This window comes from Streptomyces sp. NPDC058231 (assembly GCF_042882275.1).
GTDB lineage: Bacteria > Actinomycetota > Actinomycetes > Streptomycetales > Streptomycetaceae > Streptomyces.
Window position 1 is genome coordinate 18,938 of the sequence record NZ_JBHVWN010000058.1, and the last position, 14,389, is coordinate 33,326.

At 68.4% G+C, this 14,389-nt stretch carries 10 protein-coding genes and 1 pseudogene; 6 read left to right on the forward strand and 5 right to left on the reverse strand.

Features of this window, described 5'->3' with window-relative positions; genetic code table 11:
- Positions 1-350: 350 nt before the first annotated feature.
- On the reverse strand, positions 351-1,397 hold the full coding sequence (locus tag ACFVXE_RS29380; RefSeq protein ID WP_389675665.1) for a zinc-binding dehydrogenase: 1,047 nt from the start codon (positions 1,395-1,397) through the stop codon (positions 351-353).
- A gap of 130 nt (positions 1,398-1,527) precedes the next feature.
- Positions 1,528-4,749, reverse strand: a complete 3,222-nt coding sequence (locus ACFVXE_RS29385) for a bifunctional cytochrome P450/NADPH--P450 reductase (RefSeq protein WP_389675667.1) — start codon at positions 4,747-4,749, stop codon at positions 1,528-1,530.
- Between the two features lie 236 nt (positions 4,750-4,985).
- On the opposite strand from ACFVXE_RS29385, the gene ACFVXE_RS29390 reads away from it, so the two are divergent.
- Positions 4,986-5,615, forward strand: coding sequence for a TetR/AcrR family transcriptional regulator (locus tag ACFVXE_RS29390; RefSeq protein WP_389675669.1), 630 nt, complete (start codon positions 4,986-4,988; stop codon positions 5,613-5,615).
- A gap of 647 nt (positions 5,616-6,262) precedes the next feature.
- Here ACFVXE_RS29390 and ACFVXE_RS29395 read toward each other — a convergent pair.
- The 3 genes from ACFVXE_RS29395 to ACFVXE_RS29405 all read right to left on the reverse strand — a co-directional run bounded on the left by ACFVXE_RS29395 (position 6,263) and on the right by ACFVXE_RS29405 (position 7,370).
- A complete protein-coding gene (locus tag ACFVXE_RS29395; RefSeq protein WP_389675671.1) occupies positions 6,263-6,592 on the reverse strand; it encodes an NIPSNAP family protein in 330 nt (109 codons plus the stop codon).
- Between the two features lie 71 nt (positions 6,593-6,663).
- Positions 6,664-7,098, reverse strand: a complete 435-nt coding sequence (locus tag ACFVXE_RS29400) for an SsgA family sporulation/cell division regulator (RefSeq protein WP_389675673.1) — start codon at positions 7,096-7,098, stop codon at positions 6,664-6,666.
- Positions 7,071-7,370 (reverse strand): hypothetical protein, encoded by a 300-nt coding sequence (locus ACFVXE_RS29405; protein ID WP_389675675.1) that lies wholly within the window; start codon positions 7,368-7,370, stop codon positions 7,071-7,073. Before ACFVXE_RS29405 ends, ACFVXE_RS29400 begins: the two co-directional genes overlap by 28 nt.
- 341 nt (positions 7,371-7,711) lie before the next feature.
- Between ACFVXE_RS29405 and ACFVXE_RS29410 the strand changes: the two genes are divergently transcribed.
- From ACFVXE_RS29410 to ACFVXE_RS29430, 5 genes and pseudogenes are all read left to right on the forward strand, one after another.
- Positions 7,712-7,921 carry a ferredoxin gene (locus tag ACFVXE_RS29410; RefSeq protein WP_389675695.1) on the forward strand — a complete coding sequence of 70 codons (210 nt, stop codon included), beginning with the start codon at positions 7,712-7,714 and terminating at the stop codon, positions 7,919-7,921.
- Complete coding sequence (locus ACFVXE_RS29415; RefSeq protein WP_389675677.1) at positions 7,911-9,278, forward strand: NAD(P)/FAD-dependent oxidoreductase; 1,368 nt, start codon at positions 7,911-7,913, stop codon at positions 9,276-9,278. Before ACFVXE_RS29410 ends, ACFVXE_RS29415 begins: the two co-directional genes overlap by 11 nt.
- 34 nt (positions 9,279-9,312) lie before the next feature.
- Entirely contained in the window at positions 9,313-10,497 is a 1,185-nt protein-coding gene (locus ACFVXE_RS29420) for a cytochrome P450 (RefSeq protein ID WP_389675678.1), read from the forward strand.
- 895 nt (positions 10,498-11,392) lie between these two features.
- Positions 11,393-13,765, forward strand: a complete 2,373-nt coding sequence (locus ACFVXE_RS29425) for a SpoIIE family protein phosphatase (RefSeq protein WP_389675679.1) — start codon at positions 11,393-11,395, stop codon at positions 13,763-13,765.
- Between the two features lie 311 nt (positions 13,766-14,076).
- A pseudogene (locus tag ACFVXE_RS29430) lies at positions 14,077-14,190 on the forward strand (hypothetical protein); the annotation flags it as partial.
- Positions 14,191-14,389: the final 199 nt, after the last annotated feature.

The window sequence follows — 14,389 nt, forward strand, 5'->3', positions numbered from 1 at the left end:
GGCTGGATGACGATGCAGCACCTTTCGGCGTAACGTGAACGCGCCCAGTCACGTAGGGATGAACGTGCCCCGTTCTTGATGTGCTGAGGGTTGTCGGTGGGCAGTCCGCCCCGTCGCCCCGCCTGTGAGGCCGCGTGCGGACATGGCCCTCGGCGCCTCCCGCGGCGGCCCGTACACCGGTGCGTCCCACGCAGAGGTACACCCGGCTCGCCCTGCCCGACTTCACCTGCCCCGGAGTCGGTATGCGCCGGACCCGGACAGCGGGAAGCCGTGGGCGCCGGTGCTCCCTGAAGCACCGGCGCCCACTCACCCCTGCCCGAGGTGGTCTTGATGAACTTTCTGTTCAGTTATCAGGGGACGAGGATGAGGCGGATCGGGTCGCCGATCTTGTTCTCCAGCCGGTTGACCGCGTCGGCGGCCTCGGCGAGCGGGATGTGGTCGGTGATGGAGGGGGCCAGGTCGAGACGGCCTACCTCGGCCAGCCGAACCAGCTCGGTGACGGACTCGGGGCTACCGCCGTAGTGGCCGCGCACCTGCTTGCCCAGGTAGTTGAAGGTCAGGCCCTCGGTGATGGTGAGGGGCCGGGGGCTGATGCCGACCAGGATGAGGGAGCCGCCCAGGCCGAGTGCGGCGGCGGCCTGCTCGCGGACGGCGGGCACGCCGGCGCAGTCGAAGGCGAAGTCGAGGCCTCGTCCGGCGGTGGCCGCGCGGACCTGGTCGGCGAAGTCGTCGGCGGCCGGGTCGAGGGCGAAGTCCGCGCCGAAGGCCAGGGCACGTTCACGGGCGCTGGGCAGCGGGTCGACGGCGATGATCGGCGCGGCGCCGACCAGGCGGGCGAGGCGTACGTTGTGCGCGCCGACTCCGCCCACGCCCCAGACGCCGACGGACTGGGCGGGGCGTACGCCCGCGGTGGTGACGACGGCGGCGTAGGGGGTGGAGACCGCGTCGGGGATGATCGAGGCCTGGTCGAAAGGGAGGTTGTCGGGGATGGGGATGAGGGTGTCCTCGCGGGCGACGGTGTACTGGGCCCAGCCGCCGTCGTAGTCGATGCCGGCGGTGCGCATCTGGGTGCAGGGGCGGCTGCGCACGCAGCCGGCGCACTGGCCGCAGGTCTTGCCGGCCTCCAGGGTGACGCGGGTGCCGACGGTCAGGCCGCGCTTGAGGTCGGGGCCGAGGGTGTGGATCACACCGGCGACCTCGTGGCCGACGGTGACCGTGTCAGAGGTGGCAAACAGCGGGACGAGGGAGCCGTCGAGCAGGTGGACGTCCGACAGGCAGACGCCTGCGGCCTTCACCTCGATCAGGATTTCACCCGGGCCCGGAACGGGGACGGGGACCTCCTCCACGGCGAACTTCTTGCTGTCCAAGTGGAAGCGTCCGGCGAGCATGGTGTCCATGAGGATCTGCTTTCTGAGAGCGGCATCCGGCAGGCAGGGCCGATGGGTGCCGTGTGGTGACTCGAGGTGAGCGGTGGCCGGGAGGCGTGCGGGGGGACAATTACGCCGCACGCCTCCCGGGGTCCGGGGGTCAGGCGAAGACGTCCTGCTGGTAGCGCTCGTCGGCCTCGAGCTGGGCGAGCCACTGCTGGGCGGCTTCGTCGTCGCTGCCGGTGTGCTTGCGGTAGACGGCGGCGAGCGCCTCGCGCACGGCGGGCGCCATCCGGCGGCCGTCACCGCAGACGTAGATGTACGCGCCGTCTTCGATGGCCTGCCACACGGTGTCGGCGGCGTTGGCGATGGCGTTCTGCACGAACCGGGCCGGGTGGCCGGTCACCGCGGAGTAGGCGGTGTGGACCTGGGCGATCCCGGCCTGCTCCCAGGTCTGCATCTCCTGCTGGTAGAAGTAGTCGTGCTCCGGGTGGCGGCAGCCGACGAAGACCTGGGACAGGCCCACCTGGGTGCCCGTCGCGTGCTGGTGGGCACGCTCCTCCAGGAAGCCGCGCAGCGGCGCGATGCCGGTGCCGGGGCCGATGAGGATCAGCGGCGTGGCGGGGTCGGCCGGCGGGGCGAAGGTCGGGGAGGGCACCCGCACGTAGCCGTAGAAGACGTCTCCGGGCTTGAGGCCTGCGATGTAGGAGGAGCAGGTGCCGCGGTACTGGCCGTCGCCGGACAGGGCCGGGCCTTCCAGCAGACCCACGGTCAGCCGCACCTGGCGCGGGTTGGCCTGCGGGGCCGAGGAGATGGAGTAGAAGCGGGGACGGATCGGCCCCATCATCTCCAGGAAGACCGCCAGAGGCAGCTCGACCGCCGGGAAGCGCTCCAGCAGGCCCAGCACCGAGACCCGCTTGCCCAGGATCTCGCGCTGGTACCGCTCCTCGGCCTCCTCGGTGTCAGCCGTGTAGGCCTGCAGCTGCGGCCGGGTCCACGGGCACTCGGTGTGCTCGGCCAGGGTCTGGATCTGGGAGCGGGTGGCCACGTCCTGCAGTTCCACGAACTCGGTGAGTAGGATCCCTGCGGTGACGGGGACGCCGACCGGCAGGTGCGTGCGGCCACCGGCGGGCTGGTCCAGGCGCAGCACCTGGTTGGACTCGACGCCGAGCCGCGTCAGCGCACGGTTGACCAGGGCCGGTTCGTTCTTGGCGAAGACGGCGAGGTGGTTGCCGGTGTCGTAGGTGACACCTTCCGGCAGTTCGATGGTGATGGACTTCGCGGCCGGACGCGGCGGCTCGATGCTGAAGTCCCACAGCCCGGTCGCGTCGGCCACGAGTTCCTCGTCGGCGACGACGGTCAGCGAGTAGGCCTGCTCGGAGACGATCGCGGGGCGCACGTCGGCCTCGGTCAGCAGCTGCACCTGGTAGCGCGGGCCGCCGGCCTGGGAGGTGTCGGCCGCGTACTCCTCGGCCAGGGTGGTCCACAGGGTGTCCATCCAGCGGGTGGCCATGCCGTCGAAGTCACCGGCGGCATCCGCGATGCCGCGCTCGATGACGGGGGTGGCGCCGGCAGCCAGCAGGCCTGCCTCGATCCGCTTGGGGAAACCCTGGTAGGTGGCCACCCACTGGGTGTTGCCGGCACCCAGCAGCGCGAACTGCACGTTGGACAGCGAGCCCTCCGGGAGTCCGGCAGCGAGCAGCTCGTCGAAACGCTGCGCGTTGTCCGGGGCCTTGCCGTTGTAGCTGGAGGCCACGACCACGAGCAGGCCCTCGGTGGGCAGGTTGTCGCCCAGCTCGTCCAGGCCGACCAAGGTGGTGCCGAACCCGGAGCGCTCGCTGCGGTCTGCGATGGTGCGCGCCAGGTCCTCGCACGAGCCGAGGCTGGAGCCGTAGGCGACGGTCAGGTTCACCCCGACACCGCTGACCGCGGCCTGCGCCTGCGTGTCGTCGGTCTGCAGGTCCACTGCGCCGAAGACGGTCCGCTCGTGCTCCCGACGGGACCGCACTTTCAGTTCGAAGCCGCCGGGCTTGCGCGTCAGCGCCTCCTTGACGTCCATCTTGTAGTCGTCGGTGTCGGCGAACTTGAACTTCTGCAGCACCAGTGCGAGGGCCAGACGGGCCTCGGTGAGCGCGAACTGCCGGCCGATGCAGGCACGCACGCCGTTACCGAACGGCTTGTAGGCGTGCGGATGGTGGTTGACCCGGTTCTCCGGCAGCCACCGCTCGATGTCGAACTCCTCCGGCCGGTCCCACGCCTTGGGGTGGGTGTGCAGCGGGCCCTCGAGGAGGTTGACCTGCGTTCCCTTCTTCAGCTCGTAGCAGCCGCCGATGACGGTGTCCTCGATCGGCGACTTGCCGATCATCGGGATGGGAGCCCACAGGCGCAGGGTCTCCTCCAGGATCCGCGGGATCACGTCCATCTGCATGATCGTGTCGTAGTCCGGGACCGTGTCGCCCGGCAGCAGCCGGTCCACCTCGGCGTAGGCCTGGGCCAGCACCTGCGGATTACGCATCAGCGAGTACGTGGCGAATGACAACAGACCACTGGTGGTCTCGTGACCGGCGATCAGGAACGTCACCACCTGGTCACGGACGTTGTCGTCGTCCAGCCCCTTGCCGGTCTCCGGGTCGGTGGCCTCCAGCATCAGACCCAGCAGGTCGTCCTCAGCGGTGCCCTTCCCCTCACGGCGCTCCTTGATCACACTCTCGACCAGGTCCCGCATCAGCTGGATGTTCGCGCGGTACTTCTTGTCATCGGCCTTGCGCATCTTGGTCATCATCGGCAGCTCCTGCGAGCGCCGCAGCGACTCGACCAGCGCCTCCAGCAGCGCTTTGAGGAAGGGGTGCAGATCCTCCTTGGCGAAGGAGTCGAACCGGTAACCGAACCCCGACAGGGCGATGGTGTCCAGGGTCAGCCGGGTGTAGTCGTCGGTGATGTTGACCGGCCGGCCCTCCTTACGCTCCCACTTGCCCACCAGGTTCTGGGCGATCTCCAGCATCTGCCCGTAGTAGCCCTTCATGGCCCGCTGGCTGAAGGCCGGGAGGAGGACTCGGTGCGCCATGCCCCATTCCTCCTCGTGCTGGTGGGCCGTGAACAGACCGGCTCCCGTGTAGTCCCGGACATGGGCCAGCGGCGTCTTGTCGATCTGCTTGAAGAACCGCGTCTCGTCGCAGACCTCGGCCACCAGGTCCGGGTCCCAGACGAAGACCTGCTCGATGCCGGCGATCTCCAGACCGTAGAGCCCCTCGGGGAACTGCTTGGACAGCTCGCCGAAGTACTCCACCGGATTGGTGCTGGGGATCTGCGGCGTGTGGCCGAGGAAGGGGACCCCGCGCGGAGACCGGATGGGTCGCAGGTCGTACTTGGGATGTGTGGTCATGGCTTGCTCCTTAAGGCAGGGATGGGATGGGCAGGGGCGCCAATCGATGCCGCGGTGCATCACAGAAACATACGCCGTATGGAAGTAGTACCATACGACGTATGGAAAGTCGACTGCAGCCAGCCTGGTGAAGCGACCGCCATGCCGCCGCATGTGCGCATACGCTGTACGAAACTGGTACCGTACGGAGTATGGAAAAGGTGAAGCGTGCCCCGCGGGGAACCAGGAAGAGAGAGGTGCCTCTGACCGAGGCCGGGATCTATGCCGCCGCCGTGCGGCTCATCGACGCGGACGGGGTCGATGCGCTCACCATGCGCAAACTCGCGACCGCGCTTGATGCGAACCCGATGTCGCTGTACCACCACGTGCCGAACAAGGACGCCGTACTGCGCGGCGTGGCGAGAATGGTCGGCACCCGGTTCCGCACCGTGACACTGGAGGACGCTCCCTGGCAGGAGCGCATCCGCCTGCTCGCCACGGATTTCCGGACGCTGGCGCACCGCCACCCGAAGCTCATGGCCTACTCATTCAGCCACCAGGCGGACTTCATCCAGCCCGAAGACCCGTTCTGGGTTTCGCTCGCCGCGATCCTGGACGCCGCTGGGGTGCCGCACTCCGAGCTCCCGCAGATCGCCGCTCTCGTATGCGCCGTCATCACCGGTGTCCTCACCGCCGAGCTCAACGGTGCGCTCCACCAGTGGTCGAGCCTCAAACCCCCCATTGCCGGCGACGACGGGCTCACCGATCCAGACCATGACGAGAACCGCGTCTTCCGCCTGGCGCTGGACACGATCATCACGGGTCTGGAGAGCCGACTCGCTGCCGCTGGTGACGGCAGGTCGCCGGCCATTGATCTGCAGTCCTGAAGCGTTGCGGCCTGGGGACGGTCCGTGGTCGGGCAGGCGCAGCCTGCCGCGCACGAGGAGGCGCCCATCAGATACCGAGATGGCCTTCTCCACGCGGCCGCTGCAGATGCGCGGTGTGCTGCGGCTGGGCCGGGCGACCGATCTGTGGGTGACGACCTGATGGCTGCTATACCGTCGGCGGATCCGCGTGCGCGCTCTATGGGCACACCCTGCCCTACGCCACCTCGCGCTCGGTCTTGCTGCTGGTTCGCGCCTAGATGGTGTGCGTGATCCGTGGCCTCGTGCGGCCCCAGGAACCGCAGCGTCCGGCAGTGACCAGGGCCCTGGACGCTGCCGTGCGGCTCGCTCGCACTGCGGACGACGACCCTTGCGCATGACTGGGTGGGCCGATCTGCAGACGCGGCAGCAGCCTGGCGCACGGTGATGCCGTTACGTGTTCACCCCGGGTCGGCCGGGCCGCCATGTCACCGGGCGTCGGCCGTCCGTAATGACGGGCACTCAACCGGAACTTCGACAACTGCAGCCGTCCCCCCGACCTCGCCGGTCTCGTCCATGCCCGTTGCCGTCCGGCGAGCACCTTGGCGGAGTTGCACAGCGTTGTGACACGAACGAGAAGGTCGCCGAGACTTCGAGCGGCTCGATACCCGTCACCGCAAGGGTGAGGCGGCGGTGGGCGTCAGCACGGACTCGGCGACCCCGACGATCTGGCTGATGTCGAAGCCCTCCATGTCCGCGCGGAATTCGGGGCTGTCCAGGTACGCCGTCAGTCGCTCCTGAACGTCGTCGGCTTCCCGGTAGGAAACGAGGGCGTACAGCTGGGGCGTCTCGCTACCGGGACCCGCGGGCACCGTCCAGACGCCGTGTGTGGCGATCCTGTGCTTGGCCATACCGGGAATGTGCTTGGACCAGATGTTCTCGTAGGCGACGAGCGCCTCAGGGCTGCGCAGTGTGTAGACACGAAGCTGGTACTGGGACATGAGCTCTCAATCCTTCTCTTCTGTGAAGCGGGACAAAGCCCCCCATCCGTAAGCCAGTTGGGAGGCTTCCCTCAGCCTTTCGTGAACAGGTTCGCCAGTTCGCGGTTCCAGTCGATGTGTCCGGACTCAGTACCCCGTGGCACCAGCGCCTCCGTGTGCTCCAGGAAGGTCCTGACGTCCTGCACGGGAACCTCGAGCAAGGCGGCGTCCGCGGGAGACCCGAGGGCGATGTACATCGCTTCGTCACCACGACCGACGGCCGGCCAGATCCGGATGCCCCCACTGCCTGCGGAACCTCTCAGGCCGTCGGCCAGAAGATCACGCCCCAGGACCCATTCGGCCAGCTCCTCAGTGTCGGTGAAAAAGGCGGCACGGACGACGTAGGGATCGGTGGGCTCGTAACGCAGGCTCATGCACATGGACAGCGAGTAGCTGCACGAGATGACAAGCTGCACGGCCACCCCCTGTATCACGGTCTTCAAAGACTCCATCGCCTTTCGCTCCAAGGCGTCTCCACCTCGGCTGCGCGGCTGATCTCATCCCGGCCGTCGTGGCGCCAGCCACGGATCTCGTCCCGGGAGTAGCGCTGCTCGAGCAGGTAGCCGACTCGGTGGTCCCAGCGGTAGTCGGCGGCGCTGACGCCGACGGTCGGGCGCTGGACGTGCGCGGATGCAGAAGTCTCGGCCGACGTGGTGAGGCCGGCGCCAAGAACGGCGGCACTCACGAACGCCACGGAGGAAGCGGTGACGGCAGCAACGCACCTCGTGAGATTTTTCATGACCATTCCTTCCTGATTGGAGCGATCTGCACCATCGGCCGCATGTAGGCGACGTGCGGCGCCTGGCGTGATCCGACAAGCCCTTCCATACGACGTACGGAAGTGCCTTCCCAGGTTTACCATACAACGTATGGAACTGTCGAGGCTGCGAGAAATGGCCCGCACGGCCGACAGCGGCATGAACAGGTCGACGTCTCTCCCAGACCGCGTCGGCTGCCTGGACCAAGTCCGCCCGGCCTTCGAGAAGATGCTCACCCGCACCAGCCACCTCGCATGCGGGGGCCCGTGTCCGGCCCCATGCTGGAAACGAGGGGGGTGCGGCAACGGAGGGAGTGGTGGAGATGCAGACCGTTGTGGACCTCACGCGCTGCCAGGGCTATGCGCAGTGCGTATTCCTCGCGCCAGAGGTATTCGAGCTGCACGGTGAAGAAGGGTTGCTGTACGCCACAGCCGTTCCCGACGACCAGGCCGAGCGCGTGCGCCAGGCCGCGGCGGCGTGCCCGGTGCAGGCGATCCTCCTCGGTGAGGAGGTGAGCGCCGGTGCCCGGTGACCTCAAGGACGGCCGCATCGTCATCGTCGGCGCGTCGCTGGCCGGGCTCAGGGCCGCGGAGGCGCTGCGCGAGGAGGGCTTCACCGGCTCACTCACCGTGGTCGGAGACGAGCCCCACCCACCCTACGACCGGCCGCCGCTGTCCAAGCAGGTGCTGCTCGGCCAGGCGACGGCGGACGCCACCGGGCTGCCCATGCGCCAGGACCCGAACGCCGATTGGCGGCTGGGTGTGCGCGCCATCGGTGTGAACCTGCTCGCGAAACAGGTGCTGCTGGACGGCGGCGAGTCACTGCCGTACGACCGGCTGCTGATCGCCACCGGGACCCGCGCGCGGCCCTGGCCCAACCCGGAGGAAGCCGCCCTGAACGGGGTGTTCACCCTGCGTACCCGCGAGGACGCCGGGGGGCTGGCCCAGCGGCTGGCCGCTGGGCCGGAGCGCGTGCTGGTGATCGGCGGCGGCTTCACAGGCTCGGAGATCGCCTCAGCCTGCCGGGAACGGGGACTGGAGGTCACAGTCGCCGAACGCGGCCCCGCACCCCTGGTGGGCGCGCTCGGTGGCACCCTGTCGAAGCTCGCGGCTGTCATGCAGCGTAACCACGGCGTGGACCTGCGCTGCGGGGTGACGGTCACCGCCCTGCGCGGGAACGGTAGCTTCACCGGTGCGGAGCTGTCCGACGGTAGCCGTGTCGACGCAGATGTGTGCGTTGTGGCGTTGGGGGCGGTCCGCAACGTCGAGTGGCTGGCGGAGTCCGGGCTGGCGGCAGGCCCGCGCGGGATCGCCTGCGACGCCGGGTGCCGGGCCTTCAACATGTACGGAATCGTCACCGACGACGTCTTCGTGGCCGGCGACGTCTCCCGCTTCCCCCACCCTCTGTTCGGCTACCAGATGCTCTCCCTGGAACACTGGGGCAACGCGGTCGAGCAGGCCAAGGTGGCGGCCCACAACATGGTCAACCCGGGGCCCCTGCAGCGCCCGCACCTGGCCATCCCGTCGTTCTGGTCGACCCAGTTCGGGCTCAACATCAAGTCGGTGGGTGTGCCCACGTTCTCCGACCACGTGGTCATCGCCCAGGGCTCCCTGGAGGCCCGCCGTCTGGCGATGGTCTACGGCTACCAGGGCCGGGTCACCGCCGCGGTCACCGTCGACATGGCCAAGTCGCTCGACTACTACAAGCACCTGATCGAGACGGCTGCTCCGTTCCCACCCCCGCCCGGCTCGGCGGACCGTGCGATCGCGGCCGACATCACGCTTCCCTCCGACGTGCCGGATCCCAAGGGGCTGTCCCACGGCCCCACCGTGGCGCTCACCGGTTACCTGCCCGACCGTCGACTGACCGTGGTGCAACCCACCGGCTGACTCACCTCCCGCCTCACCCCGAGGAGCCGTACGCATGACCGCCGACACCCTCCTGGCACGGATCACTGACTACGCCAACCGCCACAACCCCTATCCGCTGTACGCGGAACTCCGCGAGGCCGGTCCCGTGGTGCTGCAGGCAGACGGCAGCTACCTGGTCGGCAACTACCACGAGATCGCCGCTCTGCTCCACGACCCGCGGATGAGCGTCGATCCCCGCACCCGTGACGAGGTGACACACAAGCCGCCGTTCCTGCGACTCGACGACCCCGAGCACCACAGGCTGCGCACGCTGGCCATGCGGCCCTTCGGCCCGCCGCACAGCCCGGGCCGAGTCGATGCCATGCGCGGCGAGATCGACCAGATCACCGAGGAATTGGTGGCACCCTTCGAGGCGGGCCGGCAGCTCGACGTCGTCGACGATTTCGCCTACCCGCTGCCCATCACGGTGATCTGCCGCCTGCTCGGCGTACCCCGCGAGGACGAGCCGCTGCTCCGGGCCTGGTCCGACGCTCTGGTCGCAGCCGCCGACGTGAGGCCCGGAGATGACACCACCGAGACGAATCAAACCGGTGACCAGGCGCGGATCGAGATGGGCGGGTACCTGGTGAACCTCGCCGAGCAGCGCCGTGGCAAGTCGAGCGACGACATGCTCTCCGCATTCGTCAACGAGCTGGACCCTGCCCTGCGGCTCACCCAGGAGGAACTCGCGGAAACCGCCGTACTGCTCTTCATCGCGGGACACGAGACCACGGTCAACCTGATCGCCAACGGGGTGCTCACCCTGCTGCGCCAACCCGAACAACTGGACCAGCTGCGCCGCGACCCCGACCTGCTGCCGCAAGCGGTGGAGGAACTACTGCGCTACGAACCCCCGGTCCACATGCGCGAGCGCATCCCGCTCGCCGACATCGACATCGCCGGCACGACGATCGCCCAAGGTACCCCCATCGTTCTGGCGCTGGCCTCAGGCAACCGCGACCCCAGGCGGTTCCACGAGCCCGACCGGTTCGACCCCACCCGCCCGGACAACCAGCATCTCGGCTTCGGCAGCGGCATCCACCTCTGCTACGGCGCACCCCTCGCCCGCCTCGAAGCTCAGGCCGCACTGGGCGCGCTGCTCCCCCACCTCGGCACGGCGCGCCTGGTCCAGGACCCGCCGCCTTACCGGCAGAACGCCATGCTCCGCGGGCCGCGCCACCTGCCCGTCCAACTGTGATGTGAGGTCATGGCTCGTCAGATCGCACCGGAGATCGTGGCACCTTCTTGGTGCTGCGTAAGCGCAGCCGTTCCCCGTGTGCTTTGGCCTGTGGGTCCAGCCTCAGTGTCGAGGTGACGCCGGTTCCGAGCAGTCCTCCTCCAGTCAGTGCATTTCGGGAAGGAGGCGTCGCAGTTCGTCGGCGGTGAGGAAGGACCTGAGCCAGTCCCATGCCTCACGGTCGCCTCCCCAGACGCCGCGTTTCGCGCCGCATGCTCTCAGGGTCCGACTCGTCGACGTGTGCGCTGAGCCGCCGGCTCCTTCTACAAACACCCCACGTCCAAGCCGGACCTGTTCGACGCGACCCTGATCGACGCGCGATTTAAGACCATATGTCCACTTCACTCATGCTTGAGGGTTTCATCACTCTTCAGCAGGCTTGACGACTAAGCGATCGTATTTGATGATTTCATCAGGAATGAAGAAAGTGTACCTCTCCCGCGTTGGTTCGACGCTCTCAGCCCCTCTACACCCGATGGGACGAACCGGATGACGAACACCGATCACACGCCACTCGCCGAGCCGGTGAGCCCCCAGGGAGATACCCGACGCGGCGATAGCAATGATCGATGCCGAGGGGGCAGGCCTCCGACGACGCCCCGCGGGCTTCCGCGTACGCCGAGGAGTTCCGTGCCCGGGGTGGCTGGTCCGGCACCGTGGCGGTCCGCCGCCGCGACGGCCATCCGCTCAGCTGCCGCGCAGGTGGGGCCCGCTCGGGGCGGACCGCAAGGTCGTCTGGCCGAGCAAGAGCTGCCCTTCACGGCCGGCGCCGTATGACGCGCTGCCTTCCCAGGGCGCGGCCGCCACCGAATGCCGATCTCTCGCAGCCACAGGCTCTCGCAAGGGAAGTCAAAGAATGAATACAGCCAATGTTGAAAACACCGACTCGACAGGCGTTGCCCAAGGAGCGACGAACGCCTCCGGTACCGGTCCCGGCGGCAGTCGATACGCCTTTGACCGCCTGGCAGCCGCCGTGCTCGACGATCGAGGCGCGGTCGTGGGGTGGACCGGGACGGCAGAAGACCTGACGGGGTTCCGCGCAGAGGAGGTCTGCGGCCGCCCCGTGCAGGAACTGGTGGCCGACCTCCCGGACGACCTGCGCGGCGCCAAGGAGATGCCGGAATCCGGCCGGGTACGACTGTGGCACCAGTGCGGCAACACCATCGATGTCACTTTCAGGGCCACAAAGGTGGAGGGCTCGGCGGAGGTCCTCGTCCTGGTCTCACCCACACACCACGTCGCCGCCCACGAGCAGGGCGCAACGCTCCTTCACGCACTGTCCGCACAGAACCGGATCTTCGGCGGCCGTCCAGTGGCACCCGGCACTCGGCTGTGCGACGTGCTAGGCGCCGAGGACGCCGAGAGCCTCGAGGCAGTGCTGCGCCAGGTGCTCGAAATCGGTGTCCCAGTGGTCCGCAGAAACCCGCAAGTGAGCTGGCGGCACGATCCGGCCCGGCAGCACGCGCTGTCTCTGTCCGCATTCCGTCCGGAGGACGCGCGACGACGCGCCGCAGGGGTCGCAGCCCTGTACATCGACAGCGCCGACGATCTGCGTGCCCGCCGTCATCTGGATCTCGCCCGCGAGGTGGCCGAGCAGGTGGGCGGCTCCCTGGACGTCGTGCGCACTGCGCAGGACCTTGCAGACGTTCTCGTACCCGCGTTCGGGGATCTCGCCGCAGTCGACCTTGCGCACTCCGTTTTCGACGGGGAAGAACCCTCGAAGCAGCTGGGAGGTGGAGACATGGACAACGCGGCCCTTGCGCCGACCACCGCAGTGTGGCCGGCCGACATCAAGCGCGGCGACTCCGTCCCGCCCCTTCCCGACCACCCCCTCCTGCGCAGCTTCCGACACGGCGACACAGTCGTCTTCGGCCGTGACGACTTCATCGCCATGGTCAGCGACCCGCAACTGGTCGAGTATCTCGTCCCGAAGGACGCCCATTCGGTGATGGTGGCACCGTTGCATGCCCGCGGGCTCACACTCGGCGCCATATCGGCCTGGCGATGCGGCCGATCCGACCCCTTCACCGAGGACGAGGCGGATCTCATGAGACAGATCGCTTCACGGGGTGCGCTCGCCATCGACAACGCCCGCCGTTACACGCGGGAGCACAGGGCGGCCGTAGTGCTGCAGCAGCGCCTCCTTCCCCCGGCCACGACCGACAGCCCTGCAGCCGAGACCGCCAGCGCCTACCTGCCCGCAGGCGGCGGAGCCGAAATCAGCGGCGACTGGTACGACGCCATTGCTCTCCCTTCTCTTCGGCTGGCTCTTGTGGCCGGAGACGTCGTCGGCCACGGCATGCCCGCAAGCGCCACCATGGGCCGCCTGCGCGCCGCCATCCAGACGCTCGCGGACCTGGAACTCGAACCGGACGAGTTGCTCACCCGGATCGCGGACCTGGTCCAGCGCCTCGCGGCCGAAGCCCCACTCGGCGACCACGACATCATCGGCGGCACATGCCTGTACGCGGTCTACGACCCGGTCACCCAACGATGCGCCATAGCCAGTGCCGGGCACCCGCCCCCCGTCCTGGTCCGGCCCGACGGAACCGCCGAAGTCGTCGCGATCTCCCCGGGGCCACCACTCGCCGTCTGCGGCATGCCGTACGAGACCACCGTGATCGACCTCGAGCCGGGCAGCGTCCTCGCCCTCTGCACCGACGGCCTGGTCGAACAGCGCGACCGCGACATCGACCAAGGCCTGCAGCGCCTGACAGATGCCCTCGCCGCGTCCTGCCGTCCGGATCGCGCTCTGGACGAAACCGCCCGGGTTCTCCTCGCCGACCTAACAGACCAAGCGCCGCGCGACGATGCGACGCTGCTCCTCGCACGCACCCGCGCCATCCCGGCAGAGAACACCGCCCACTGGGAAATCCCGGCCGACCCTGCAGCCGTCTCCAAAGCCCGAGAATGGACAACCCACCAACTCACCACGTGGGGCCTCGAGGACCTCCTCTTCACCACCGAACTCATCGTCAGCGAACTGGTCACCAACGCCATCCGCTACGGTCGTGCGCCGATGGACCTCCGTCTCATTCGCCACGACGTCCTGGTGTGCGAGGTCACCGACTCCAGCGGCACCCAGCCTCGCCTGCGGCGCGCCCACACCACCGACGAGGGAGGACGCGGTTTGTTCCTCGTTGCCCAACTCGGCCAGCGCTGGGGCTGCCGCCATGGCCAGAACCGCAAGACGATCTGGTCCGAGCAGCTCATCGAGTGCCCCCGCTGACCGGGGCCTGCTCATTGCGTTCCCGGGCACCCCTGCTCGCAGTGCTTCGCCGGCCGCGGCGGCGCACCGCGCAACTGCCGAGACAACTCCCGTCGCGCGCTTCCAGCCCGCATCCGTACCCGGGTGGGGCGCACGGGGAGACCCGCTCTCTGGACCGGTGTAAGGAACCGGGCTCCTCGTGCCTATGGCCGGTCGGCGTATCGATGCTCCCGGAGTATCAGGAGGTGTTCAGCGAGTCCGGCCAGCTCCGCTGCGGCGCCGTAATCTGGGAGACGAGCGCAGTGACCACACCCAGCCGTTCGGGGGGCACTCTCCTCACGCCGGTCGAGCCCGACGTCCGGGGAGATCCCATGTCGCCGCTGCGCTGGACCACCAATTCCACCCGCAAGCTCGCCGAGCAGTTGACCCGTCAGGGCCAGGAGGTCCGCCCACTCCTGGAAGTACGCGGCCACCACATCAACACTTCTACCGCCCGCCTTCGCACACCAGCCGATGTCGCGACGTTCCTCGCTCCCGACTCCACCCAGACCAAGGTCAAAAGGACGAGTTAAAGATCTGCACGCCCTAAAGGGGTAGTTCAGGGCTCCACCCACACGCAGAGACAAGCTCGGCGCCCGACCAGAA